This is a genomic window from Bacillus sp. OTU530 (assembly GCF_038440375.1).
This window is the reverse complement of sequence record NZ_JASATP010000001.1, coordinates 218976-241308: the sequence shown is the minus strand read 5'-3', so window position 1 is coordinate 241308 and position 22333 is coordinate 218976. Positions and strand designations below refer to the sequence as shown.

The window sequence follows — 22333 nt, the reverse complement described above, 5'->3', positions numbered from 1 at the left end:
ACCATTCTAGACAGTAAACTATTTAACTCTTATATTCCAAGTGCTACAGGTGGGACAGATGACCTAGAAAGACTTGAAATTGAACTGCTTCTTGAGGCAATATATCGGCACTATGACTTTGACTTTCGTGATTATACATTCGCTTCTATTCAAAGAAGGATCAAGTATCGGATGCAAATAGAGCATTTGCCCAACGTATCAGCGTTACAAGCGCAAGTGCTCCACAATCCGAAAATGATGAAGAAGCTGCTTGATGATTTCTCTATTCATGTGACGGAAATGTTTCGTGATCCAGAATTCTTCCTCGCCTTTCGTCAAAAGGTCGTTCCCATATTAAGAAAGCTGCCTCATATCCGGATTTGGCATGCCGGTTGCTCTACTGGCGAAGAGGTATATTCGATGGCTATTTTGCTGTATGAGGAAGGGCTATATGAAAGGACAAAATTATATGCAACAGATATGAATGAATCGCTCATTAACATAGCTGAGCAAGCTATGTTTCCGTTACAAAAAATGCGGTTATATACGAGAAATTACTTACATGCCGGAGGGAGCAGAGCATTCTCCGAATATTACACCATTAAAGATGATTATGCTGCGTTTCATTCCTTTCTCACGAAAAATGTTACCTTTGCGCAGCATAATCTAACTGTCGATCAATCCTTTAATGAGTTTCATGTCATTATCTGCAGAAATGTTCTGATTTACTTTAATAGAACATTGGCCAATCGCGTTCACGACTTATTTTATGAAAGCTTAGCACCGTCCGGTTTTTTAGGCCTTGGCAGTAAAGAACAGCTGATGTCTACTAATAAACATATTTATTATGAGGAGATTGATACCTGTGGGAGAATCTATCAAAAAATTAAATGAAGTCCAGCAAAAGGTCAATATTTTAATGGTTGATGACCGCCCAGAGAATTTGTTTGCACTCCAATCCGTGCTTGCCTATTCCAACTATAATCTCGTTACCGCTACTTCTGGCGAAGAGGCATTGAAGCACGTACTACAGGAGGATTTCTCCGTTATTTTACTTGATGTACAAATGCCTGGAATGAACGGCTTTGAAACAGCTAAACTCATTAAGGCAAGAGAAAGATCGAAACAAATCCCAATTGTTTTCATCACTGCCATTAGCCAAGCCTTAGAGCATGTAAAAAACGGGTATAGCGTCGGTGCCATCGATTATATTTTTAAACCATTTCATCCTGAAACATTAAGGATGAAGGTGAAGGCACTTGTAGAAATGCAGCAGCAGCAGGAACAAATTAAATTGCAAAATGAGCTGCTTCGCATCATTGGGGAAACTACAACAGATACCATTGTCACATTCGACCATTTAGGCCACATTTTAACCGTAAATGAGGCCGTTACAAATATGTTTGGGTACACATCTGCCGAGTGTATCGGCCTGCATATCAATCGACTCGTTCCTACCCTTCACTTTCGTTCGTCGGGAGAAAACGAACGAATTGTCGAAACTGTCGCACTGCGAAAGGATAAGACAAAGTTCCCAAGCGACATTCAAATTGGGATGGCAGCTGTCAAGAAGCAGCAAATTTTCGTCTGCTCTATCCGGGACGTAACCGAGCGGAAGCTGTCGGATGAAGAACGTTTCCGCCGCATTTTTAACGCTACTCCTTGCTTAATTGAACTTCGGTCCCTTGAAGATAAACGCTATATGAACGTGAATGAAAGCTGGCTCAGCTACACAGGGCATACGTACGAGGACATTATGAAGCAAACACACGAGGAAATCCAATATATCATGGATTTAGATGGACTTGGAGAAACCTCTGTCGGAATTTTCGAATTAACAGCACCTGTCCGAAATGCACGGATTAGCTATTGGACAAAATCACAAGATATGCGCGAAGGGCTGCTCTCAACAGAGATTATGGAAATACGAGGAGAAGCATGCATCCTGAGCATTATTACCGATATTACCGATAGAGTTGCTGTCGAAAAGGAAATCGCAAAATTTGCTAGATTAAACCTAATGGGCGAAATGGCTGCCGGGATTATCCATGAAATCCGAAACCCGATGACAACGGTTCGCGGCTTCTTGCAAATGTCAAAAAACCACCCTTCAACCGAGTACATCGACATTATGATTGAAGAACTGGATCGAACTCACAATATTATTACAGAGTTTCTTTCCGTAACAAAAACAGCTGCGACATTGCGTGTACCAAAGCAGTTAAATGATATCGTCCAAACGTTGTTTCCTCTTATTCAGGCAAAGGCGATGGTATCCGATAAATACGCCTGCATGGAGCTTGGAGACTGCCCGCCTTTATCCTTGGATGAAAAGGAGATTCGCCAGCTGATTTTGAATCTAGCCTTAAACGGGCTAGAAGCGATGTCAAGCAAAGGTGTTTTAACCATTAAAACATATACAAATGGCCCTGAAGTTATTTTGGAGGTACAAGATGAAGGCTGCGGGATTAAAGAAGAGCTGCTTGAGAAAATCGGGACTCCTTTTTTCAGCACAAAGGTAAATGGAACCGGTCTTGGTTTATCGGTCTGTCACGGAGTTGCCGCTCGCCACAATGCTGTTATGAAGGTTAAAACAAGCGAGCAGGGAACGAGATTTCTGATACATTTCAATACAGACAACTCGCCGATTGACGAGCCCTGCTCTTGGGCAAAGACAGAGGCGTAGCCCTACTTATACTATATTCCTAAAATTTCCGACTACGTCGAATTCACTTCTAGCTAGAAATTTATGCTTTCTTACAGTGTACAGAAAACTCGCCGATTAACGGGCCCTGCTCTTAGGTGAAGACAGAGCGTAGCCCTGCTTACACTGTATTTCTAAAATTTCTCACTACGTCGAATGGTCTTCGGGCTAGAAATGTATGCAGAGAAGCAACAGGATTCGGGATTGCCTTCCTCCTGTCGCTTCTCTTCCTTTTGTTATCCTTCTTCTATGTCGCCCGCTTTTTTGCTGGCTCTTGGTAGAGAGCGGGCGACGCAATCCATCTGCTAGCAAGAACAGCGCCTACTAAGCTTAACACTCCGGTAAACAAAAAGCCCCCTGTTAGCCCAAATACATCTCCAATTCCTCCTGCTAGTAACGGACCTCCAAACATACCGAGCGAAAAGATTGCCTGAAAAAAACCCATCGCTGTCGCACGCTGCTCAGGTGAAACATTTCGAATCGCAAGAGCAAGCAGGACAGGAAAAATAAGCCCTTGTCCAAATCCGTTGCATGCCTGTGAGAAAAGAAGCATCCCAAAGGAAGTTGTGAATGGAATGGATATTGTACAAACAGCCGATAATACAAACCCAAGCATTACGGTTTGCTTCTCGCCTATTTTTCTCACGACAATGGATCCGCTTATATAACCGGCAATTGCATTAGGGAGGGTTGTTAGGAGTGCTAACATTCCTAGTTCGCCTTTAGATGCCCCTAAGCTCGCCGCATGCAGCGGTGTAAATCCAAACATCGTTGTAAATACGATCGACTGCGCAAGTACAGCGATTAATGAGATCGACAGAAGGGACCATTGTTTTCCCACTCGAAACAAATCACCAACGGCAACCGGCTGACGCTGCTCGCTCATCTTCTCCTCTTGAATGAAAAAGGCTGCAAACAAACCAATGCCGCCAACAGCTGCACCGAGAAAAAATGGTGCATGCCATCCGTAATGCTCTGCAAAATACCCCCCAGAAGCTGTTGCCAGCATTTGCCCGATGCTGTTAAAAAAACTAATTAACCCCATCGCTTTTGCGGCTTCCTCTCTTGGAAAATAGCTAGAAAACAACACGGTAAATAACACCCAGCTCGAAGCCGCGACTCCTGCTAATGCCCGAAAAATCAGGGCAGACAATGCCGTACTATCAAACGTAAAGCCTAAGCTGCTGAATGCCGCGCATGCCATACCAAGCAAAATAAACACCTTTCGTTTTCCAATCCGATCCGACCAAATTCCAAGCGGGACACGAAGAAGCATTTGTGTAAGTCCGTAGCTTCCCAGCACAAGACCGACAAAAAATAAAGAACCGCCTGTATGCTCAACATACGGTGCAAGAACCGGAACATACGTATACATTGAAAACCAAAACGCTACTGTTGACACATAAAAAATAACTCTGTTTCTTTTCAATTCCATTCCGTTTTCCCCTTTAACTAAACCGCTTTCAATTCATTGTTCTATTCTATCTTTCTATCTATTATTTTTCAATTGGCGCGTCCTATCGTTTCCCCCAAAAAATATCATCATACGGCAGCTTTTATATAAAACGCCTATCACCTCACTGACAAAGGTAATAGGCGTTACACTACACGTTCATATCTATCTAATTATCCAATACTCACTCGCTCCTGCGGATAATGGATATTCTCCTTAACCACTTTTCCGCGAATTAAAAACAGGAGCGAGAAAATACCAATACGTCCGATAAACATCAGCGCAATCAAAAGCAATTTCCCTAGCGTACTTAACTCTGATGTGATACCAAGAGACAGGCCGGTTGTCCCAAAGGCAGAGCACACTTCAAACACAATAGCCGTCAAACTCAGTGAGGGCTCCGTGCTAGCTAAGATGATAAACGATACAGCACACAAAAACACCGCTACTGTCAAAACAATGAACGAACGATGCACATCAACAGGGTGAATTTCCTTCCGAAAGACCTTCACTGTAGAGCGTCCTTTTGCGTAAGCCAAAATACTCAGCGCCACAATCGCAAATGTTGTCGTACGAATACCGCTTCCCACACTGCTGGGAGATGCTCCGATAAACATAAGTGCAGCCAGTACAAGCTGAGTTGGTGTAGAAAAATCGTTTAAATCCATTGTAACAAGACCTCCACTTCGCGTGGACACTCCTTGAAACAATGCATAAAATAATGCTTCATGCCATGTCTTATCAGCAAAAAAATGATGACGGTCAAAAAAGTAAATAAAAAATGTGCCAATGACAAGCAGCAAAAAGAAGGTGCTTGTCGTCAGCTTCGTAAATAACGAAAAGCGATACGGGCTCTTTCCCTTGCCCTTATATGTAATATATTCTTTAAGCTCAACCAGCACAGGAAAACCAATCGCACCTAGAATCACCAAGATCATATGAACCGCTTGTACAAAATAATCATGAGCATACGGAATCATTGATTGACCGGTAATATCAAATCCTGCATTGGTCGCGGCATTTACAGCAGCAAACAATCCATGCAAATAAGCCTCTTGCCACGTTCGGTAATACTGCAAAAAATATGTGCCTAACACAACCGACCCAATAAGCTCTATCGTAATAATAATACTTAAAATTTCTCGCATAAGCTGGACTAAACCGGAAAAGGTGGAACGATTTTGGTCAATCATAATAAGTTGCCGTTCCTTAAATCCAATTTTCTTCCCCATAATAAGCCAAACGAACGTCCCGAGCGTCATAATGCCAATGCCGCCAAACTGGACAATAAAAATTAAAATAAAATAACCGGTTGTACTAAATGTTTCGGCGGTAGAAACAACTGTAAGACCTGTTACACTCACAGCACTTGCCGCCGTAAATAACGCATCTACAATAGAAAGCTCAGCGCCTGGATTCCGTGCCGCCGGAAGCAGTAAAAGAACGGTAGAAACCATTACAGCTAAGAAATAAAACAGCACAATCAATTGTACCGAGGATAGCTTTTCACTCATAGTTCTTACTTTAAACGCCATCTGCAAAATCCCTCATTATTCACAAAATCAATACGTTTCATTATAACAAAGGATGGGATAAAAAAAAAAGAATGGAATTTGCTTCGCTCTTTTCACTGTCGCCGCTGTGGAAACTGTCCACTCCTTTTCAACGGCAAAAACAAATGCAACATACCAAACTATGTTCGCTTCGGTTACCTCTGGAATTGGCAGTATTATCGGAAACTCAACAGAAGGACTCATTATTGACTATTTCAATACGGCGTTTCTCTACTTTATTTTATTTCTATTTTGCAGTGTCTCTGCCGTTTGTTATGGGGCATTTCATATCTCATCTCGAAAATACAGCCATCCTGTTGAGCAAAGCGTATAGGTAACATAACACACTCAGCATAAAATGAAAAAGAACCGCCATTTTCTTTCTAAGAAAGGATGGCGGTTCTTCTTCATTGTCTTCTAATCAAAAAGCCTTCTTTTGATTTTGCTCTTCCTTCAATATCTCCACTGCTTCCCGGAATCGCTGAGAATGTACAATTTCTCTTTCCCTTAAAAAGCGTAAGGAATCATTTAAATCAGGGTCATCCGACATATTAATAATCCACTGATATGTCGCACGGGCCTTCTCTTCTGCGGCAATGTCTTCATATAAATCAGCAATCGGATCTCCTTTCGCCTGTATAAAGGTCGCGGTAAACGGAACGCCTGCCGCATTATGATAGAAGAGAGCACTATCATGGTTCGCATAATGCTCATCTAAGCCCGCATCACGCATTTGCTGCGGCGTTGCATCCTTAGTAAGCTTATAAATCATCGTCGCAATCATTTCTAAATGAGCGAACTCCTCTGTCCCAATATCTGTTAATAATCCAATTACTTTATCAGGAATCGTATATCGTTGATTCAAATAACGCAATGCCGCCGCGAGCTCACCGTCCGCTCCCCCATACTGTTCCACCAAAAATTTGGCAAGCCTTGGATTACACGTACTAACCTTTACAGGATACTGCAGCTTTTTTTCGTAAATCCACATATAATCCCTTCCTTTCTATACCTGCCAAGGCCAAGGTGAGTTGTTCCAGCTCCATTTCTCATCCGCATAGCTGTTTCCATATTGCTGCAAAGGACCAAATTTTGACTCAAAGGTCACCTTTGCTTGCTGCCTGTACTGTGCATACTGATTAAATTGATTAATAACAGCCAGATCCCAAGGATGGGTGTCTAAGTATAAGGTAAGCTCAACCAATACAAAGTCAGCTGCCTGCAAATCCTCAAGAAGCTCATAATATTCCTGCGGTAAAGGTTGCTGCATGCACATTACCCCCTACTTTTTATATGGATTTTCATAATAGTCATATAAAATAGGCCATAATGTCCCCTTTTTCAAAGCTTCCTTCGGGGGAAATTGCTCTAAATTAGGGGGCTGAAATCCTAAATATAAATGGGGAGGTGTAGAATAATATTTTTGTCCAATGGGCGGACATGGGTCAAATGCACTATGAAACGGAGTATAGGATTTCATCCGAGTAAAGGTTTGATCTGGTTGGTTCATCATAAACCCCTCCTTATTCACCAACAGGAAATTTCACCTTTCTTTTCATCTCTTTGTAAATGTATTCTCCAAAGCTTCATATCATGAATATAAAAATTCTGAAAGGTACATATGCAAAAAATGGACATGATCCTCTTGTTGCGAGAAAAATCCTCCGCAAGCAAAATAGGCCATGTCCGCTTTTTTGTTTAGTTATTTTGAGAATATCCTTACTATCTTCTTCTAATACGACCCGTGCCCCTACTTGTCCGTGGCGGAGAATAACTCTTTGGAGGCAAAATGGTAGAAGATCTTGGTCTCACAGTCGAGCCATTACTACCGCCTGATGTGTTCGGCGGCTTTGTAATTGTTCCTTTGTTGGGGTCTGCAGGAGGTGTAACATTTTTATTTTTTGCTGAAGTGTCTGCAGAGCTGCTGCGCTTTGTAATCGTTCCGACCCCTTCCTTCGTTAAAGGAGGAACGCTTTTTTGCTCAGCTGCGGTCGGCGGACGGTAATCTATAACCGGCTTATACGTGTCACGGCTCGTATAACCACGATAATTTCCGCCATATGACTTCCCAAAATCAAATAAATCATTCAATATGCTTGCCAAAAAATATCCCTGCAAAAAGGATAAGCTATAGTTTTGCTGCACAAACTCCTTGTTGCTGACCTCAATTAACGTGTCAGATGGTTTATCCTTATCCTGCTGAATACTATACAATTCATCAGAATACACAAGAAACATTTGCTGATTATCTTCTTTTGAGCTCTGAGTTGGCTTGTGCTGCTCCGTAAATTTCCTTGCTACCTGTGGAACGGTTTCATTTGCAGCCCGATATACGTAGGAGCGTTGATTTCCGTTTTGTGAAACGGATTCTAATGGGTAGCCTGCAAGTGAACTTGTTCCACCACTTGTACTCCTCTGGCTCATGCAGCCTGTCAGAGCAGATACGGAAAATACAACGGCTAAAATGAGCGCAAACAGCCGCTGAATCATATAGTGGTGCCCCCTTATGTTGCCCGTATAACTTGCACGTCTGCCGGTAAAATGGCTTCACCTTCATACATCATCATGCGTCCGTCCTGCCATTCAATGCGAAGCAGTTTTCGGTTATCCGATTGAAATTCCCATATGTGCTGTTCTCCAGCTGCAGAAAAAGGTGTATGTCCTATAACAGAAACATAACAAGCATATTGATCCTCCAAATGATACATCACATCATCCATTTCAATCGTTGACGGTATTTCATGGATGGAATCTAAACGTCCGTCAATGGGGCTATATAGTTTATAATATAGCTTTTCACGCTGTTCAATCTTTAAGTATCGGATAATATTTCCATCCTGTAATGTTAGAAACGTTTCACTCTGCTTCACAGATGTTGTACGTCCTATCACTTCATAGGTGACTAACGAAACCTCGGCAATATCGCCAGGACCAAGCGTTAAAATGCTTTTTTCCGTCTTAGGCGGCTCCGGGTTTTTCATTATGTTTTTAATACGCTTAAATACGCTCACGAGTTCACCCCTCCCCTGTCTTCAATATACGTCAGATAGAAAAGAGCCGACACCATTAGGTTGTGTGCCGGCAGCTCTTTTCTTACTTCTCATACTGCTTCATAATACGTGCCAATTCGTCTTCAACTTCTTTGTCCCGTCCTAAATGCATAAATTCCTCATCCAGCGACTTTTCTTTCTTATACACTTCCCCGCTCGCCTCCGCTTCCGCTTCAAGCTGAAGCGCCTTCTCCTCCATCCGCTTTAATCCCGATAAGGCAGTGTTAGAATCAAATCCGGACATAGCCTTATGAATGTTCTTTTGTGCCTTGGCTGCATTCACGCGCGCTACCAATGTTTCACGCTTGTTTTTCAGCTCGGTTACCTGCTTGCGCATCTCCTCGAGCTTCGCTCGTAAGTTATCGGCAGCAGCTTTGTTTTGCTCGTAACTTGCTTTGTATTCCTTCCCCTTTTGCTCGGCATTTTTCTTTTCTTCTAGAGCGCGGCGTGCCAAATCCAGATTACCGGCCTGCACAGCCGTATGTGCCTGTTCCTCACGCCTTTTTACTAAAGCCTCCTGCTCTTCATATAACACTTTAAATTTTTTCTCAAGCGCGATTTGCGCTGCTACACTCTTCTCTGCATCCTCTAAATCCTGCTGCATATCGCGTAAATATTGATCTGTCATCTTGATAGGGTCTTCTGCCTTTTCAATCAAAGCATATACATTAGACATGGTTAAATCACGCAAACGCTTAAAAACCGACATTTTGAAATTCCTCCTGTAGACTTTTGCATACAAACCTATTGTTAGCTTGCGTTACTTTACAAAGATTAAAACAAGACATGATTCCTGCAACATCGAAAAAGTGTCATGCAGCAGCTTACATAGGACACATAATATATAAAATCCCTCCTAGGCTGTATTCCATGAACATTTTCTCTAGGCTATTCTTTATATTCACAATCCAAAGGGCTTCAACTATTCAATATAACCCCCCTAAGATCAAGGAGGTATTTTTCATATTCATTTCTCCATACCTATTGTCCCCAAGTTAAAGAAAACTCGTCGATTGGTGAGCCCTGCCCTTGGGCGAAGACAGAAGCGTAGCCCTACTTATACTTTATTCCTAAAGTTTCTCGCTACGTCGAATTGTCTCCTAGCTAGAAATTTATACTTTCTTAAAGTGTAAACAATCCTCTTTTGTTTTTTCCCCACAACAGGAGCATATCATTTATAATAGACCTAAGAAATATATGGGAATTTTGTGTTATCCAGAAAACTCATCGATTGGCGAGACGCTAGGCGAAGACAGAGACGCAGCCGCACTTACACTCTGTTCCTAAAATTTCTGGCTACGTCAAATTCGCTTCTAGCTGGGAATTGATCCTTAAAGTACGGCGCGTTGCAGCAGCTGTGCGAAATATGGAATGCATGACGGCCAGTTTGCATAAGGAATAGAAATGCTTCTGAAGGGGGATACATCATTGTTTTTCTTGCTTACCACACTGAATTTGATTTTATATATTTGCTCGGGGCTTCTCTTTTTCTCGGAAAATCGGGATTCTTGGCAGCTTACGTTAGCAATCGTATGTCTCGTGCTTGCTATTATGCTTTCTTTGTTCATTGGTATCTACTATTACAAAAGAATAGAGCGGAATTGCACAAATTGTACGCCTGATTGTGCGTCTCTTGATTTTGTGGACTGTGATAGTGACGGTTTAGAGTGCTGCGGGGTGGATTGCAATTGATATCCTTGCTTAAAATTGTTCCGTGTCATCGGAAGCGAGAGCGCTGTCTGCACATAAACGGCAAGGCGCTGCCGCTTTGCGCAAGATGCACTGGCATCTTAGCCGGGTACTTGTTCATACCGCTTTTACTGCTCTCTAGCTGGCATATTCCGTTTTGGATCGGCTTGCTAAGCCAACTCCCCCTTCTAATAGACGGCTATACACAGCTATGGAAATGGCGAACAAGCAACAACATACTGCGGCTCACAACGGGGTTATTAAGCGGCTTTGGCTTGTCCGTTCTGATTGTAGCTTCTTCATTTGCTATCACCGCTCTTTTATCGAGAATATAGCAACTCTATTCAGGGGCAGCCAGCAAAGATGGGGCTGCCTCTTCGTTTACTTGGAATCAGCTTGCTGTTGCTTACCCCTAGATACACAAAATATTTGATGGCAGGCAGGGCTATCGAAATGGAGGATAAACATTACTGCCGAAAAATAAATACTAAAAAATAATCAATATACCGAATGAAAATGATAGTTATTATCAATACTATATATTGTAAAGGGTAACCAGCTAGTGGTTACCCGCAAAGCATTACAATTCCGGTACAAATGTTTGACAATCAGTTTCCTTGCTATCAGACGCTTGTTTGCCTTTATGGCTCACTACATAGATAGCCTCCGCATTGCATTTGTTTCCAGTAGCCCAATATTTACAGTTGTTCACTTCACAAAGAACATCTCTAGCCATCGTATTACACCTCCCTTATTACTATCATTCACAAATTAGGGATGTGTAATACTTTCTTATGTCAAAAAAGTACTGGCTATATAACAGAGAACAACTTCCCTCTTCTTTCATCATGTTGTTTCTGATGTGCAGCTTTTGAGAATATTTCCCTTATCACGCGCTACGCTCTACCTGTTCTCGCTCGATGAAAATGGCCCGTTAATTCGCGTGTTGTCAACGATTTGACCAGCTCCACACAGGAAAGAAGAGATGGCAGATCAATCCCTGTTTCAATTCCCATCTCATGCAGCATGAAGACCACGTCCTCTGTCGCAACATTCCCTGCCGCTCCCGGCGCAAACGGACAACCTCCTAATCCTCCGATAGAAGCATCAAAACGAACAACACCAGCCTGCAGGGCAGCTAGTATATTTGCTTGTGCTAAGCCGTACGTATCATGAAAATGTGCGGTAATCATCGCATTTGGCCGCAAGGAAAAGACCCGCTGAAACAGATCGAATACTTGCTGTGGATTCGCCCGGCCGATCGTATCACAAATCACGATCTCATCTACCCCGAGGGCATCAATTCTTTTAAGCATCTCCAGCACAAGAGCAGCATCCACCTTTCCTTCATATGGACACCAGAACGAAGTAGAGATGTTATGACGAATAAACATTCCATTTTTCTTTGCTTTCTTAATTACCGCTTCAAGTCGCTTAATCGATTCTTCTCTCGTCATTTTTATATTTTTCAGATTAAAGCTATCACTCACCCCTATTACGAAAGAAAGATCTCGCACCCCGCTTGCCACTGCCCGTTCATAGCCAGTTTCATTCGGGATAAGTACCATATACTGAATTTGCGGAAAACGTTCAATTCCCTCAAGCAATTCCTTTGCATCTTTCATTTGCGGAACATATACCGGATGGACAAAGGAGGTCGCCTCCATTCTCCGTATTCCTGTTCCATTTAAGGAGTGAATGAAAGCAATTTTCTGTTCTGTAGGAATAAAGCCCGCCTCATTTTGCAGCCCATCCCTCGGACCCACCTCAATAATTTCTACCTGCTTTGGAAGATTCATATCACTCACCTCATCTCCCTTAAGAAATCATCCATCTCCAATAAGAATGTATGCTCCTATTTATGGATGAATCAATATACAGATAGATATGCTGATAAGGCGGCTATATTCATGGCAAAATAAAGAAAACTCGCCGATTGGCGAGTTTTCTTGACAATTCATACTGCGCATTGCCGTTTCTAGATAACGCTTACTAACAGCAGTGCCCTAAAAAATAGTCTCTTACTCTTTATGTTCCTATACCTGTTCATTAATTAAAGAGACGATTTGCTTCATACGGGAATCCAACACCTCATAATAAATTTCCAATCCTTTTCGGTTCCCTAATACGATACGTGCCGACTTCATTTTTGCAAGGTGCTGTGACAATGTAGATTGCGGGAGTCCTAAGCCCTCATATAGAGATGTAACATTTTGTGGCCCGCGCTCCATCAAGATCTGAAGTATTTGCAAACGCACCGGGTGCGCAATTACCTTAAGCTGCTCGGCTACAATATTTAAATTTGGTTGATTAATTGTAAAATCTAACATTATACATCTCCACCCTTTATAGATTTTATTTCCTAAAACAAAATATTTCAATATTCCATATCCGTTTTGATTATAGCATGCGATGTCGAAGTTTGTCGTCTTGCAATAGAATAATAAACTGAGAAAATATAAAAAAATCTAATCCATTTAGAAGATACAACCAAATCCCCAGCAAACAAGTGAAATTCTTTCTATACCTCCGTTAACCCGTCAGAAATACACCATGACAAGCTACAAAGAGTCACTCTTAGAGGGCAGCTTATACTGTAGGGAGCCATATACAGCCTGTAAAATCTGTATCTTATTCATATAATAAGAATTAAGAACTTCTTTAATATGTACTGTTCGAGACAGGCACTCTATCTTCCTCCTATTTTTACACTTAATTGTAAATTAATGGTTTTGAATTTATACTTTCTTAAAGTGGAGCAATAAACAATTTTTATAAACAAACGTGTATAAAAAGAAGAACAGAGCAGACTCTAATCATTGTTGTTTATAACAACAATACAAGGAGGAATCGATATGCCACATCGAATTTATCAGGCGGCTCAACAAGCTCAACAGGCACTTCAACAAATCCAACAAGCAGCTCAGCAATTAGCCATGCAGGGACAGCACAATGTTAACTTTGCAGGTCCTCATTCTGCTATGCAGCCGGGATTTGCCGGAACAGACGCACAGCAGGTAAGACAGGATATCTCTAATAACACTATGAACATGAACAGCGGAAACATGGGAGGATATACGCAGCAGGCGGGTGGCTTCTTACCTCAAGGCGCTAGCTTTGCAGGCTCTCATTCTGCTATGCATTCAGGATTTTCCGGAACAGATGCACAGCAGGTAAGACAGGATATCGCCAATAGCACTATGAATATGAACCGTGGAAACATGGGAGGATATACGCAGCAAGCGAGTAGCTTCTTACCTCAAGGCGCTAGCTTTGCAGGCTCTCATTCCGCCATGCATTCAGGATTTTCCGGAACAGATGCACAGCAGGTAAGACAGGATATCGCCAATAGCAACATGAACATGAACCGTGGAAACATGGGAGGGTACACGCAGCAACCTGGTAGCTTCTCGCCTCAAAACGCTAGCTTTGCAGGCTCTCATTCCGCTATGCAGTCAGGATTTTCTAGAACAGATGCACAGCAGGTAAGACAGGATATCGCCAATAGCAGTATGAACAGTGGAAATATGGGAGGCCTTATCCAGTAACGCTCCGTTTGCATTCTCGTTCTATACAATAAAAATAATTCCCTTCAGCAAGAGAGGAATTATTCAGGCTGTGAAAAAAATGTTTTCCACAGCCTGTTTTTTATCAGAACTGTATTTCATGCCAATGATATAGAAAGTACATTGCCCATCTTATCCCCTATCTATTAAAATTGGCGTTTTTTCCAAATAGGAAGTCAGCTCTTCTAACTGTACATCATCAGAGACATAAAAGACTCTTCCTCCGCTAAAATCTCCCTTTTCTTTCAAATGGGGAATGCGTACATACCCTTCCTTAAGGGAGGAAATATAGCCGGTAACATATTCAGGGTCATCAGACCAACAGAGCTCGGCAAGGACAAACGGAGCGTGTGCCACCTTTGTGGCAAGAGCGAGTGCCTCCGTTATTCGCGGAGATGCAATGGTATGCCGGCTCGCCCATTGCTTATACCCATCCTCCGTCCATCCCATTCGAGTTGCACGCACCCCCTGCAGCCCTGCATCAAGACGCTCTCCGCTTGAAGCGCTCATAATTGCAGCACCTCGTAAATTCGTCTGACTCGCAAGCAACTCGATCCCTTTTCGAGCTGCTTGCTCTGAGATACAAAGGGTTTGTAAATACCGCATGGCATACAGTCTGCCTTCATGCATATGTTCTGCTGTTGCTGTTATCACAGGCAGCGGCGGAACGCGTAAAATCTCGTGCGGTGCAATCCTTTCCATCACAAGCTGAATAAAGTCAGCATCCCCGCGGCTATGCAGCAGTGCCTTTTGCAGCAATTCCTGCACCGCAGCCTCTAAGGAGCGTTTCGCAACAAGCGTTTCCCCACCGGATATATGAAAGCCGCCATCCTCATGAGAGCCGCCTTCAGCCGCCCTCATTCGGACACTAAACATTTCTTCTTGCAAACATACCACCTCATGTTTTCTTTACACCGTATATCCATTATGTTTGGAGGCAAAATATCTCGCTATCATTACAGAGCGCACTCTTCAATTTCAAAACCAAGGTCCTCAATGATTTTCCAATCAGCCCGAACTTCTTGACCTTCTGTCGTTAAATAATCTCCGACAAAAATCGAATTTGCTGCATATAACCCAAGCGGCTGTAGAGAAGCTAGATTCACCTCGCGCCCTCCGGCAATACGAATTTCCTTTGCAGGATTCACAAAGCGCATCATCGCAAGCAATTTTAAGCATTTGCGCGGATTCAACTCGGCACGTCCTTCAAGCGGCGTTCCGTCAATGGAATTGAGGAAGTTACAAGGAATGGAATCTGCATCAAGCTGCTGAAGTGAAAATGCGATTTCGACAGCCTCTTTATCTGATTCCCCCATACCAAAAATAGCACCCGAGCACGGAGACATACCAGACCCTTTGACCTTCTCAACCGTATCTACACGATCCTCATACGTATGGGTAGATGCAATGTTTTTATAGTTTTCCTGCGATGTGTTCAAGTTATGGTTATAACGATGAACACCCACCGCAGCCAGCTTGCTTGCATGCTCTTCATTTAAAAAGCCAAGGCAACAGCAAATCTTCAAATCTGTTGTTTCACGGATTTCCTTTACCGCTTCAATCACATGATCAATTTCCTTATTAGTCGGACGGCGTCCTGATGCAACAATACAATATGTACCTGCCTTTCGGCGAATGGACTCCTGCGCTCCCTCCACAATTTTCTCCTTTGTCAGCCACGCATATTTATCAATTGGCGCTTCAGAGACAATTGACTGAGAGCAATATCCACAGTCCTCAGGACATAATCCAGACTTCGTATTAATGATCATATTTAACTTCACCTTTTTGCCATAGTAATGATGGCGAATGATAAAAGCTGCGTTTAAAATAGCCAGCAACTCTTCGTCTTGTGCCTGCACGATTGCAAGAGCTTCCTCCTTTGTGACTTTATATCCTTGGACGACGCCTTGCGCCAATGCTTTCCAATCTGTTTGAACTGCTTTCATCCTTCATCCCTCTTTCCTTTATTTGAAATTTCCCAAGCTTACTCCATTCAATAGACTGTTCCACTACGGAAATCACATGTTCCCGCGACCGAGGGTTTTCAATATGCGGGATAACACCTAACACGGGAACTCCGCTATACTGTTCAATCATCGATGGATTGGTTTGCTCTGCAATTCCTGCTATGTCTTTCTGATAGTCTGATAGAATTACGCCCGCAACCTGTAACCCATGCCCCTTTGCATATGAAATAGTTAATAATGTATGATTCACCGTCCCTAAATTTGGCCGTGCCACAATAATAATAGGCAAACCAAACATAACAGCCGCATCAACAACAAGTCCGTCCTCTACATACGGAACCGCAAGTCCTCCAGCTCCTTCAACCAACATCACATCATGCTTTTTCGCCAATCGCTCATAATGATGCCGCAAATCCTGCAAGGTAACCTGCTGCCCAGAACGATTTAGTGCCAATACAGGGGCAAGTGGTTCTACCGCAGCGTACGGACAAATCTCCTCGACTGGATCATCTACGTTTGATAGTGCCTTTAAGCGTGTGGCATCTCCATCCCGATGCTTTACAAGATGACCGCTTTGAACTGGTTTATACACACCAACATCATAGCCCCTCGCGCGCAACACACCAGCTATTCCTCCTGCTACAATCGTCTTGCCAACGTCCGTATCGGTAGCAGTAATGAAAAATCCGTTCATCTATTACGAGCCTCCTTTAACAATGGATAGTACGAAATACTGCAATCACTCGTTCTATATCTTGCTTTTGATGGCTGGCCATCACCGTAAGCCGCACTCGTGATGTTCCCATCGGAACTGTAGGAGGCCGAATCGCAGGTGCAAAGATGCCATGTTCATATAACATCTGAGATAAGGAGATTGCTTTATTTGCCTCCTTACAAATCACTGCAAGAATCGGTGTTTCTCCGCCCCATACGTCATACCCTAAAGCTGTTAACCCACCATAAAGCTTCCGGCTCATTTGCAGCAGATGCTGTCTTCGTTCCTGCTCCTGCTGAATAATCTGGATCGCCTCAAGCGCACTCGCAATCACACCTGGCGGCAAAGAGGTCGAAAAAATAAACGGCCGCGCCCGATTTAACAGATAATCAATTAACAGCCGGCTTCCCGCAATATATCCTCCTTCTGCGCCAATCGCTTTTGAGAGCGTCCCCATTTGAATATCTATGCTTCCCGTTAGTCCAAAATGCTCTGCTGTTCCTCGTCCGCAGTATCCGAGCACACCAGTTGCATGAGCATCATCAACCATAACAAGTGCATCGTACCGCTGTGCTAATGCCACAATTCCAGGGAGCGGCGCAATATTCCCGTCCATTGAAAATACACCATCTGTGACAATCAAACGTCTTCGATAAGCGGACGCAGCTTTTAGCTTTTCTTCTAGATCATGTAAATCACAATGACTGTATACGATTGTTTGCGCACGTGATAAACGGCAGCCATCAATAATGCTCGCATGGTTCATTTCGTCTGATAAAATAACATCCTCCTTGCCTACTACTGTTGTTAAAGCCGCTATATTTGCCATATATCCTGTATTGCATACGATAGCTGCCTCGGTTTGCTTAAACTGTGCAAGCCGCTCCTCCAGTTGTTCGTGCAAGGTCGTATTTCCAGTGGTTAGCCTTGACCCTGTTGATCCTGCGCCAAGCCCCTTCGTTGCCCGAATGGATGCCTCAATGAGCCGTTCATCATGCGCGAGTCCTAGATAATTATTAGAAGCAAGCATGAGCATTTTTTTTCCATTCACAAGCGCATATCCACCGTCATCCACTACATCTACTGTCTGCAGCTGACGGTACAACCCTGCTTCCTTTATTTCTGCAAGCTCCTTTGACCACATCACCCTTCCGTTACCTCTTGAATAGCTTGGTGCAAAATCTGAAGCATTGCATCTAATTCTTCGGTAGTTGCTGCAAGCGGCGGCATAAAGACAATCACATTTCCAAGGGGACGAATGAGCATGCCAAGCTCACGCGCGCGGCGGCATACACGAACGCCAATCCGTTCAGACCAATCATATGCCTCTTTCGCATCACGATTCACAACAAGCTCAAGCCCCATCATCAAGCCCTTTTGGCGAATATCACCAACATGGCGCAACTGACGGAACCTCTCTAATTTTTTAGCAAGATAAAGAGACTTTTGCTGCACTTCCAAGATTAAATTCTTTTTTTCCATCAATTCAAGATTCGCAATCGCTACCGCACAGCCAAGCTGATTTCCGGTATAGCTATGGCCGTGGAAAAAGGTCTTTTTCTCTTCATACTCACCAAGAAACGCCTCATAGATTTCATTTGTCGCCACTGTAATCGCAACTGGCAAATATCCTCCCGTCAGTCCCTTCCCTGCCGTTAAAATGTCAGGGGTCACATTCTCGTGGTCACAGGCGAACCAGCGACCCGTACGGCCAAATCCAGTAGCTACTTCATCTGCGATCATCAGGACATTGTATTTCGTGCACAGCTCACGAACCCCGCGCAAATAGCCATCCGGCATGACAATAATCCCGCTCGCCCCTTGCACGATCGGCTCAATAATGAGCGCAGCCGTTTCCTCATGATGAGCCTGCAGCACCTCTTCTAGCTTAGCTAGGAAAAAGTCAGTTTGCTCCTTCTCTCTTCCATTAATAGGAGAACGGTATACATATGGGTACGGAGCTTTAATGGATGAAAAAAGCAAGCTGGAGTATGCTTCATGATACAAATCGATGGCCCCGACAGAAACAGCCCCGATTGTATCTCCATGATAGGCTTCCTTCATCGTAATAAACCGCTGCTTCTTTCGTTCTCCTTTATGCTGCCAATATTGAAATGCCATTTTAATCGCGATTTCAACAGCAGTGGCGCCGGAATCGGAATAAAACACCTTCGCAAGCCCTGGCGGCATCAAGCCAATCAGCTTTTCTGCAAGCAAAATAGCCGGAATATTCGCCATGCCAAGCAAGGTAGAGTGAGCAATGTGATCTAATTGATCCCGAATCGCCTGATCAAGCTCTTGAACGCGGTGGCCATGCACATTCAGCCAAATGGAGGACACGCCGTCCCAATATTCGTTTCCTTGCACATCACGAAGCTTTCTCCCGTTTCCTTCTGCAATGATAATCGGATCATCCTCTATGTACTCCTTCATCTGTGTAAAAGGATGCCATACATACTGCTTATTCTTTTGAGCAAGTTCTGCATAATCCCATTCTTTTACAAGCATTTATTATCACCTAATCCCTATCTTTTGTTAACCGAAAATAAAAACAAGTTAACATTAAGAAGATATTATCATATGAACAAATATTATACAATTCTTAACATTCATAATTTCTTGCGGCATGTAAGTACAGATCAAACGAACAAAAAGCCAGCTCGATTAAGCCTATAACTGACAGAACCCTAACTACACATTGATAGTTAGGGTTTCGTCAGTTATTTAGGCAAGCCTCCTAGCAAGCTTTAGTGAAAAGGCCTCGATACATTTTCTTCACCTATTTTTTATTCCTGCGAATCCTTCTTGCAGCAAAAAAGACTACAGTTCCCCCTGCTCCAAGCAGAAGCAGCACCGGTGAGTTCCCAATCACAAATACAAGCAAACCTTGTGCACCGTTGGAAATACTCGTCACACTCTTTTTAAAGGCCGCTCCAATTCTCTCTCCAAGCGTTGAGGCATTTTGTGTAAGCGATTGTACCTCTGTCAGCTCAATTCGAATGGTACTGTAATCAACGAGAGAATCATATCTTTTCAATGTTGTTGTCAGACCTTCAATTTCATAGCGGATAGCTGCAAGCTCCTTTTCAATTTCTATCACATCTTTAAGCGATCCTGTTTGTTTTAGCAATGCCAGCAGGCGCTCCTCTTGCATTTTTAACGACTTTAGTCTAGCTTCCGTGTCAAAATATTGGCTGGTCACATCCTCCGTCATAATTTGCTTAGAGGTGATATTCCCAATCGTGCCGGCTTCCTTCAAGTAATCGTCCAGCTTATTTGCCGGAATGCGGATTGTATAGGAAGCAGATCTTGTGGAGCGGCTATTTTCTTGTACGGACACGCCAGAAACGCTGCTCCCTTCCACGTAACCGCCAAACTTCCCTACAGATGCTTCAACCTTGCCGATGGAGGCATCAAATTCAGTTGTTTCCATGCGCACCTCGACATTTTTTATGAGCTTTCGATTTTCCCCAACAGATGGTATCTCTTTTGCTGGTGCGGTCATATCTGCTGGCTGATCTGTCTTTTCCTGCGCTGCTGGTGCGGCCCCCTCCATCTTTGCAGAGTCTGGCGACATTGACATTTCTGCACTATTTTTCTGTTCAGCGCTGGAACACCCTGTAAACAATATGGCTACAAAACATAACATTGCCAGGATCCTTTGAACACTATGTCTCTTCACCTGAATCCTCCCCTTCTTATCTCTGCCTTTCAAGTGGAAATGCGAAGTGCCATTCCCCTTTTTTCTCAAAGAGCTGCGTAATTTCAATTTCCAGCTGAATGGATGAAGGCAACTGCTTAGCATCAGAAACAGAAATAATCCCGTGAATCAATTCCCCTGCCTGATTCTCATGAATGCTATAGTTCAGCTCAGTACCATTCGATACAGCCTTGTCTGCTCTGCTTCAATCAACTGCAGGAATGCTTGCTTATTCCCTTTTTTCGCTTTCCTTACGAGCTTTTCCGCATCCATCTTCTTACCCATCCTATGCGCGGACTATGTAGACATTCCTTCATTTCGCTCCAAATTGTTTTATAATTAATAATCTGCTTAGAAATAGTAATCAATAGAAATAGGCCTTTTTTGAGAGGATGGTAATTATGACCGAAAAAGAAAAAATGATACGTGGAGAACTCTACTTGGCAAATGATCCAGTACTTGTCCAAGAACGTATTAATGCAAGGCGATTGACGCGATTATATAATGAAACAATCGAAACTGAACAAGCACAACGTACAGAAATCCTTCGAGAGTTATTTGGTGCCGCTGGAAATAACATCTATATCGAACCGACCTTCCGTTGTGATTATGGGTACAACATCCATGTGGGGGAGAATTTCTACGCGAACTTTGATTGCGTCATGCTGGATGTTTGTGAAATCCGCATTGGCGAGCACTGCTTTCTCGCTCCGGGCGTACATATTTATACAGCTACACATCCGCTTAACCCATATGAGCGCATTTCCGGCGCCGAGTTTGGAAAAGCAGTTACCATTGGAGATAATGTGTGGATTGGCGGCAGGGCTGTCATTAATCCAGGAGTCACGATCGGCAATAACGTTGTAATCGCTTCTGGATCTGTTGTGACAAAGGACATACCTAATAATGTTGTAGCCGGGGGGAATCCCGCTAAAATTCTAAAGGCAATTAAGCTATAAGAAGGCGTAGTCATCAGCCAAAATCCATACATATTTTTTACGCAAACAACCTAATATAAAAAGGAGAAAAAGCAAACACTCGCTTTTTCTCCTTGACCATTAAGCTGGCTGCTGCAGCTTTTCTTTTTTACGGCTCTTTTGATTCTTAAGATAACCAATTCCTAATATAAGAGCTGTTATCACAGCTAGAATTAAGTATAAAACCACCCCATGCGGGATTTCTACTAACTCGTTTAAGCTTTTGTCTTTTAGAATCATCTCGCCAGCTGTCCATGTTAAAATCCCTGCGCCGGCATAAGCAATCCATGAATAGCGTTCCATTGCTTTGACAATTGCTTTCGAACCAAAAATCATGATTGGGATACTAATAATAACGCCAAGAGCAATCATACCAAGATGACCGTGAGCGGCACCGGCAACAGCAACGACATTATCTAGGCTCATGACTGCATCGGCAATAATAATCGTTTGGATCGACTTCATCAGTCCATTATGAGACTTAATATTTGCTTCTTCTTCCCCTTCAACCAATACTTTGTAAGCAATCCAAAGAAGCAATAACCCTCCTACAAGATTCACATAAGGGACTTTGAGCAAGTATACAATGATTGCTGCAAAACCAATTCGCAACAAAACTGCTCCCGCAGTTCCCCAAAAAATAGCTTTGCCTTGCTGCTCCTTCGGCAGATTTCTTGTTGCCATTGCAATCACGACCGCATTGTCCCCAGATAAAATAATATCAATAGCAATAATTTTGAGTAAAGCAATTAACGCACCTGAAGACACAATCGCTCCTAAAATAGGAAATACATACTCCATACAATACGACCTAGCTACTAAAATCACATGACAGCTAACATAATAGATTGCAAGATATTCTCCGAACCAGGAAGGGAGACATACTGCAGTGACTCTCATATCATTTTACTCCATGAGAGATGTCATGAGCAGCAAACGATGTTTGGAACAAATCCGTTTACCGCCAAGATTTTATC

General features: G+C 43.0%; 26 protein-coding genes. 7 read left to right on the top strand and 19 right to left on the bottom strand.

Annotated elements, in window-relative coordinates:
• Positions 1 to 3: 3 nt before the first annotated feature.
• Positions 4 to 873, top strand: coding sequence for a CheR family methyltransferase (locus tag AAHB12_RS01275; RefSeq protein WP_342044046.1), 870 nt, complete (start codon positions 4 to 6; stop codon positions 871 to 873).
• Positions 845 to 2665: a response regulator gene (locus tag AAHB12_RS01270; protein ID WP_342044023.1), complete on the top strand. Its 1821-nt coding sequence runs from the start codon at positions 845 to 847 to the stop codon at positions 2663 to 2665. Before AAHB12_RS01275 ends, AAHB12_RS01270 begins: the two co-directional genes overlap by 29 nt.
• Positions 2666 to 2930: 265 nt before the next feature.
• Here AAHB12_RS01270 and AAHB12_RS01265 read toward each other — a convergent pair whose 3' ends face one another.
• Together AAHB12_RS01265 and AAHB12_RS01260 are read right to left on the bottom strand one after the other, a co-directional pair.
• Positions 2931 to 4118, bottom strand: a complete 1188-nt coding sequence (locus AAHB12_RS01265; protein WP_342044022.1) for an MFS transporter — start codon at positions 4116 to 4118, stop codon at positions 2931 to 2933.
• A 191-nt stretch (positions 4119 to 4309) separates the two neighbouring features.
• Positions 4310 to 5671 carry a TrkH family potassium uptake protein gene (locus tag AAHB12_RS01260; RefSeq protein ID WP_129726987.1) on the bottom strand — a complete coding sequence of 454 codons (1362 nt, stop codon included), beginning with the start codon at positions 5669 to 5671 and terminating at the stop codon, positions 4310 to 4312.
• 76 nt (positions 5672 to 5747) lie between these two features.
• Here AAHB12_RS01260 and AAHB12_RS31635 point away from each other — a divergent pair, with 76 nt between their 5' ends.
• Entirely contained in the window at positions 5748 to 6023 is a 276-nt protein-coding gene (locus tag AAHB12_RS31635; protein WP_446715499.1) for an MFS transporter, read from the top strand.
• 87 nt (positions 6024 to 6110) lie between these two features.
• On the opposite strand, the gene AAHB12_RS01255 is transcribed toward AAHB12_RS31635, so the two are convergent.
• The 6 genes from AAHB12_RS01255 to AAHB12_RS01230 all read right to left on the bottom strand — a co-directional run bounded on the left by AAHB12_RS01255 (position 6111) and on the right by AAHB12_RS01230 (position 9448).
• Positions 6111 to 6680, bottom strand: coding sequence for a manganese catalase family protein (locus tag AAHB12_RS01255; protein WP_129726988.1), 570 nt, complete (start codon positions 6678 to 6680; stop codon positions 6111 to 6113).
• A gap of 15 nt (positions 6681 to 6695) precedes the next feature.
• A complete protein-coding gene (locus AAHB12_RS01250; protein ID WP_129726989.1) occupies positions 6696 to 6959 on the bottom strand; it encodes a spore coat protein CotJB in 264 nt (87 codons plus the stop codon).
• A 12-nt stretch (positions 6960 to 6971) separates the two neighbouring features.
• The gene (locus AAHB12_RS01245) at positions 6972 to 7202 is read right to left on the bottom strand and encodes a spore coat associated protein CotJA (protein WP_129726990.1); all 231 of its coding nucleotides are present in this window, start codon (positions 7200 to 7202) and stop codon (positions 6972 to 6974) included.
• Between the two features lie 209 nt (positions 7203 to 7411).
• Positions 7412 to 8179: a DUF4247 domain-containing protein gene (locus tag AAHB12_RS01240; protein ID WP_342044021.1), complete on the bottom strand. Its 768-nt coding sequence runs from the start codon at positions 8177 to 8179 to the stop codon at positions 7412 to 7414.
• A 14-nt stretch (positions 8180 to 8193) separates the two neighbouring features.
• The gene (locus tag AAHB12_RS01235; protein ID WP_129726992.1) at positions 8194 to 8700 is read right to left on the bottom strand and encodes a DUF4178 domain-containing protein; all 507 of its coding nucleotides are present in this window, start codon (positions 8698 to 8700) and stop codon (positions 8194 to 8196) included.
• 82 nt (positions 8701 to 8782) lie between these two features.
• Positions 8783 to 9448, bottom strand: a complete 666-nt coding sequence (locus AAHB12_RS01230) for a PspA/IM30 family protein (protein WP_129726993.1) — start codon at positions 9446 to 9448, stop codon at positions 8783 to 8785.
• A gap of 719 nt (positions 9449 to 10167) precedes the next feature.
• Between AAHB12_RS01230 and AAHB12_RS01225 the strand changes: the two genes are divergently transcribed.
• Both AAHB12_RS01225 and AAHB12_RS01220 read left to right on the top strand, forming a co-directional pair.
• A complete protein-coding gene (locus AAHB12_RS01225) occupies positions 10168 to 10431 on the top strand; it encodes a hypothetical protein (RefSeq protein WP_129726994.1) in 264 nt (87 codons plus the stop codon).
• Positions 10428 to 10763, top strand: coding sequence for a DUF2085 domain-containing protein (locus AAHB12_RS01220; protein ID WP_425455850.1), 336 nt, complete (start codon positions 10428 to 10430; stop codon positions 10761 to 10763). Before AAHB12_RS01225 ends, AAHB12_RS01220 begins: the two co-directional genes overlap by 4 nt.
• Before the next feature lie 245 nt (positions 10764 to 11008).
• On the opposite strand, the gene AAHB12_RS01215 is transcribed toward AAHB12_RS01220, so the two are convergent.
• The 3 genes from AAHB12_RS01215 to AAHB12_RS01205 all read right to left on the bottom strand — a co-directional run bounded on the left by AAHB12_RS01215 (position 11009) and on the right by AAHB12_RS01205 (position 12758).
• Complete coding sequence (locus tag AAHB12_RS01215) at positions 11009 to 11164, bottom strand: DUF1540 domain-containing protein (protein ID WP_129726995.1); 156 nt, start codon at positions 11162 to 11164, stop codon at positions 11009 to 11011.
• 160 nt (positions 11165 to 11324) lie between these two features.
• The gene (locus tag AAHB12_RS01210) at positions 11325 to 12227 is read right to left on the bottom strand and encodes a hydroxymethylglutaryl-CoA lyase (RefSeq protein ID WP_129726996.1); all 903 of its coding nucleotides are present in this window, start codon (positions 12225 to 12227) and stop codon (positions 11325 to 11327) included.
• 237 nt (positions 12228 to 12464) lie between these two features.
• Complete coding sequence (locus tag AAHB12_RS01205) at positions 12465 to 12758, bottom strand: ArsR/SmtB family transcription factor (RefSeq protein ID WP_129726997.1); 294 nt, start codon at positions 12756 to 12758, stop codon at positions 12465 to 12467.
• A 525-nt stretch (positions 12759 to 13283) separates the two neighbouring features.
• On the opposite strand from AAHB12_RS01205, the gene AAHB12_RS01200 reads away from it, so the two are divergent.
• Positions 13284 to 13976 carry a hypothetical protein gene (locus tag AAHB12_RS01200; protein WP_342044020.1) on the top strand — a complete coding sequence of 231 codons (693 nt, stop codon included), beginning with the start codon at positions 13284 to 13286 and terminating at the stop codon, positions 13974 to 13976.
• 150 nt (positions 13977 to 14126) lie between these two features.
• Here AAHB12_RS01200 and AAHB12_RS01195 read toward each other — a convergent pair whose 3' ends face one another.
• The 7 genes from AAHB12_RS01195 to AAHB12_RS01165 all read right to left on the bottom strand — a co-directional run bounded on the left by AAHB12_RS01195 (position 14127) and on the right by AAHB12_RS01165 (position 20512).
• Complete coding sequence (locus AAHB12_RS01195) at positions 14127 to 14882, bottom strand: 6-carboxyhexanoate--CoA ligase (RefSeq protein WP_342044019.1); 756 nt, start codon at positions 14880 to 14882, stop codon at positions 14127 to 14129.
• A gap of 68 nt (positions 14883 to 14950) precedes the next feature.
• Positions 14951 to 15943 (bottom strand): biotin synthase BioB, encoded by a 993-nt coding sequence (gene bioB, locus AAHB12_RS01190; protein WP_342044018.1) that lies wholly within the window; start codon positions 15941 to 15943, stop codon positions 14951 to 14953.
• Positions 15885 to 16658 (bottom strand): dethiobiotin synthase, encoded by a 774-nt coding sequence (bioD, locus tag AAHB12_RS01185; RefSeq protein ID WP_342044017.1) that lies wholly within the window; start codon positions 16656 to 16658, stop codon positions 15885 to 15887. Before bioD ends, bioB begins: the two co-directional genes overlap by 59 nt.
• 16 nt (positions 16659 to 16674) lie before the next feature.
• On the bottom strand, positions 16675 to 17823 hold the full coding sequence (gene bioF, locus AAHB12_RS01180) for an 8-amino-7-oxononanoate synthase (RefSeq protein WP_342044045.1): 1149 nt from the start codon (positions 17821 to 17823) through the stop codon (positions 16675 to 16677).
• Positions 17823 to 19187, bottom strand: coding sequence for an adenosylmethionine--8-amino-7-oxononanoate transaminase (gene bioA / locus AAHB12_RS01175; RefSeq protein ID WP_342044016.1), 1365 nt, complete (start codon positions 19185 to 19187; stop codon positions 17823 to 17825). Before bioA ends, bioF begins: the two co-directional genes overlap by 1 nt.
• A 271-nt stretch (positions 19188 to 19458) precedes the next feature.
• Positions 19459 to 20361: a DUF4349 domain-containing protein gene (locus tag AAHB12_RS01170; protein WP_342044015.1), complete on the bottom strand. Its 903-nt coding sequence runs from the start codon at positions 20359 to 20361 to the stop codon at positions 19459 to 19461.
• Between the two features lie 16 nt (positions 20362 to 20377).
• Positions 20378 to 20512, bottom strand: coding sequence for a hypothetical protein (locus AAHB12_RS01165; RefSeq protein ID WP_342044014.1), 135 nt, complete (start codon positions 20510 to 20512; stop codon positions 20378 to 20380).
• A gap of 265 nt (positions 20513 to 20777) precedes the next feature.
• Here AAHB12_RS01165 and AAHB12_RS01160 point away from each other — a divergent pair, with 265 nt between their 5' ends.
• On the top strand, positions 20778 to 21338 hold the full coding sequence (locus AAHB12_RS01160; protein WP_129727074.1) for a maltose acetyltransferase domain-containing protein: 561 nt from the start codon (positions 20778 to 20780) through the stop codon (positions 21336 to 21338).
• A gap of 99 nt (positions 21339 to 21437) precedes the next feature.
• Here AAHB12_RS01160 and AAHB12_RS01155 read toward each other — a convergent pair whose 3' ends face one another.
• Positions 21438 to 22157, bottom strand: coding sequence for a TerC family protein (locus AAHB12_RS01155; protein WP_129727075.1), 720 nt, complete (start codon positions 22155 to 22157; stop codon positions 21438 to 21440).
• Positions 22158 to 22333 lie beyond the last annotated feature (176 nt).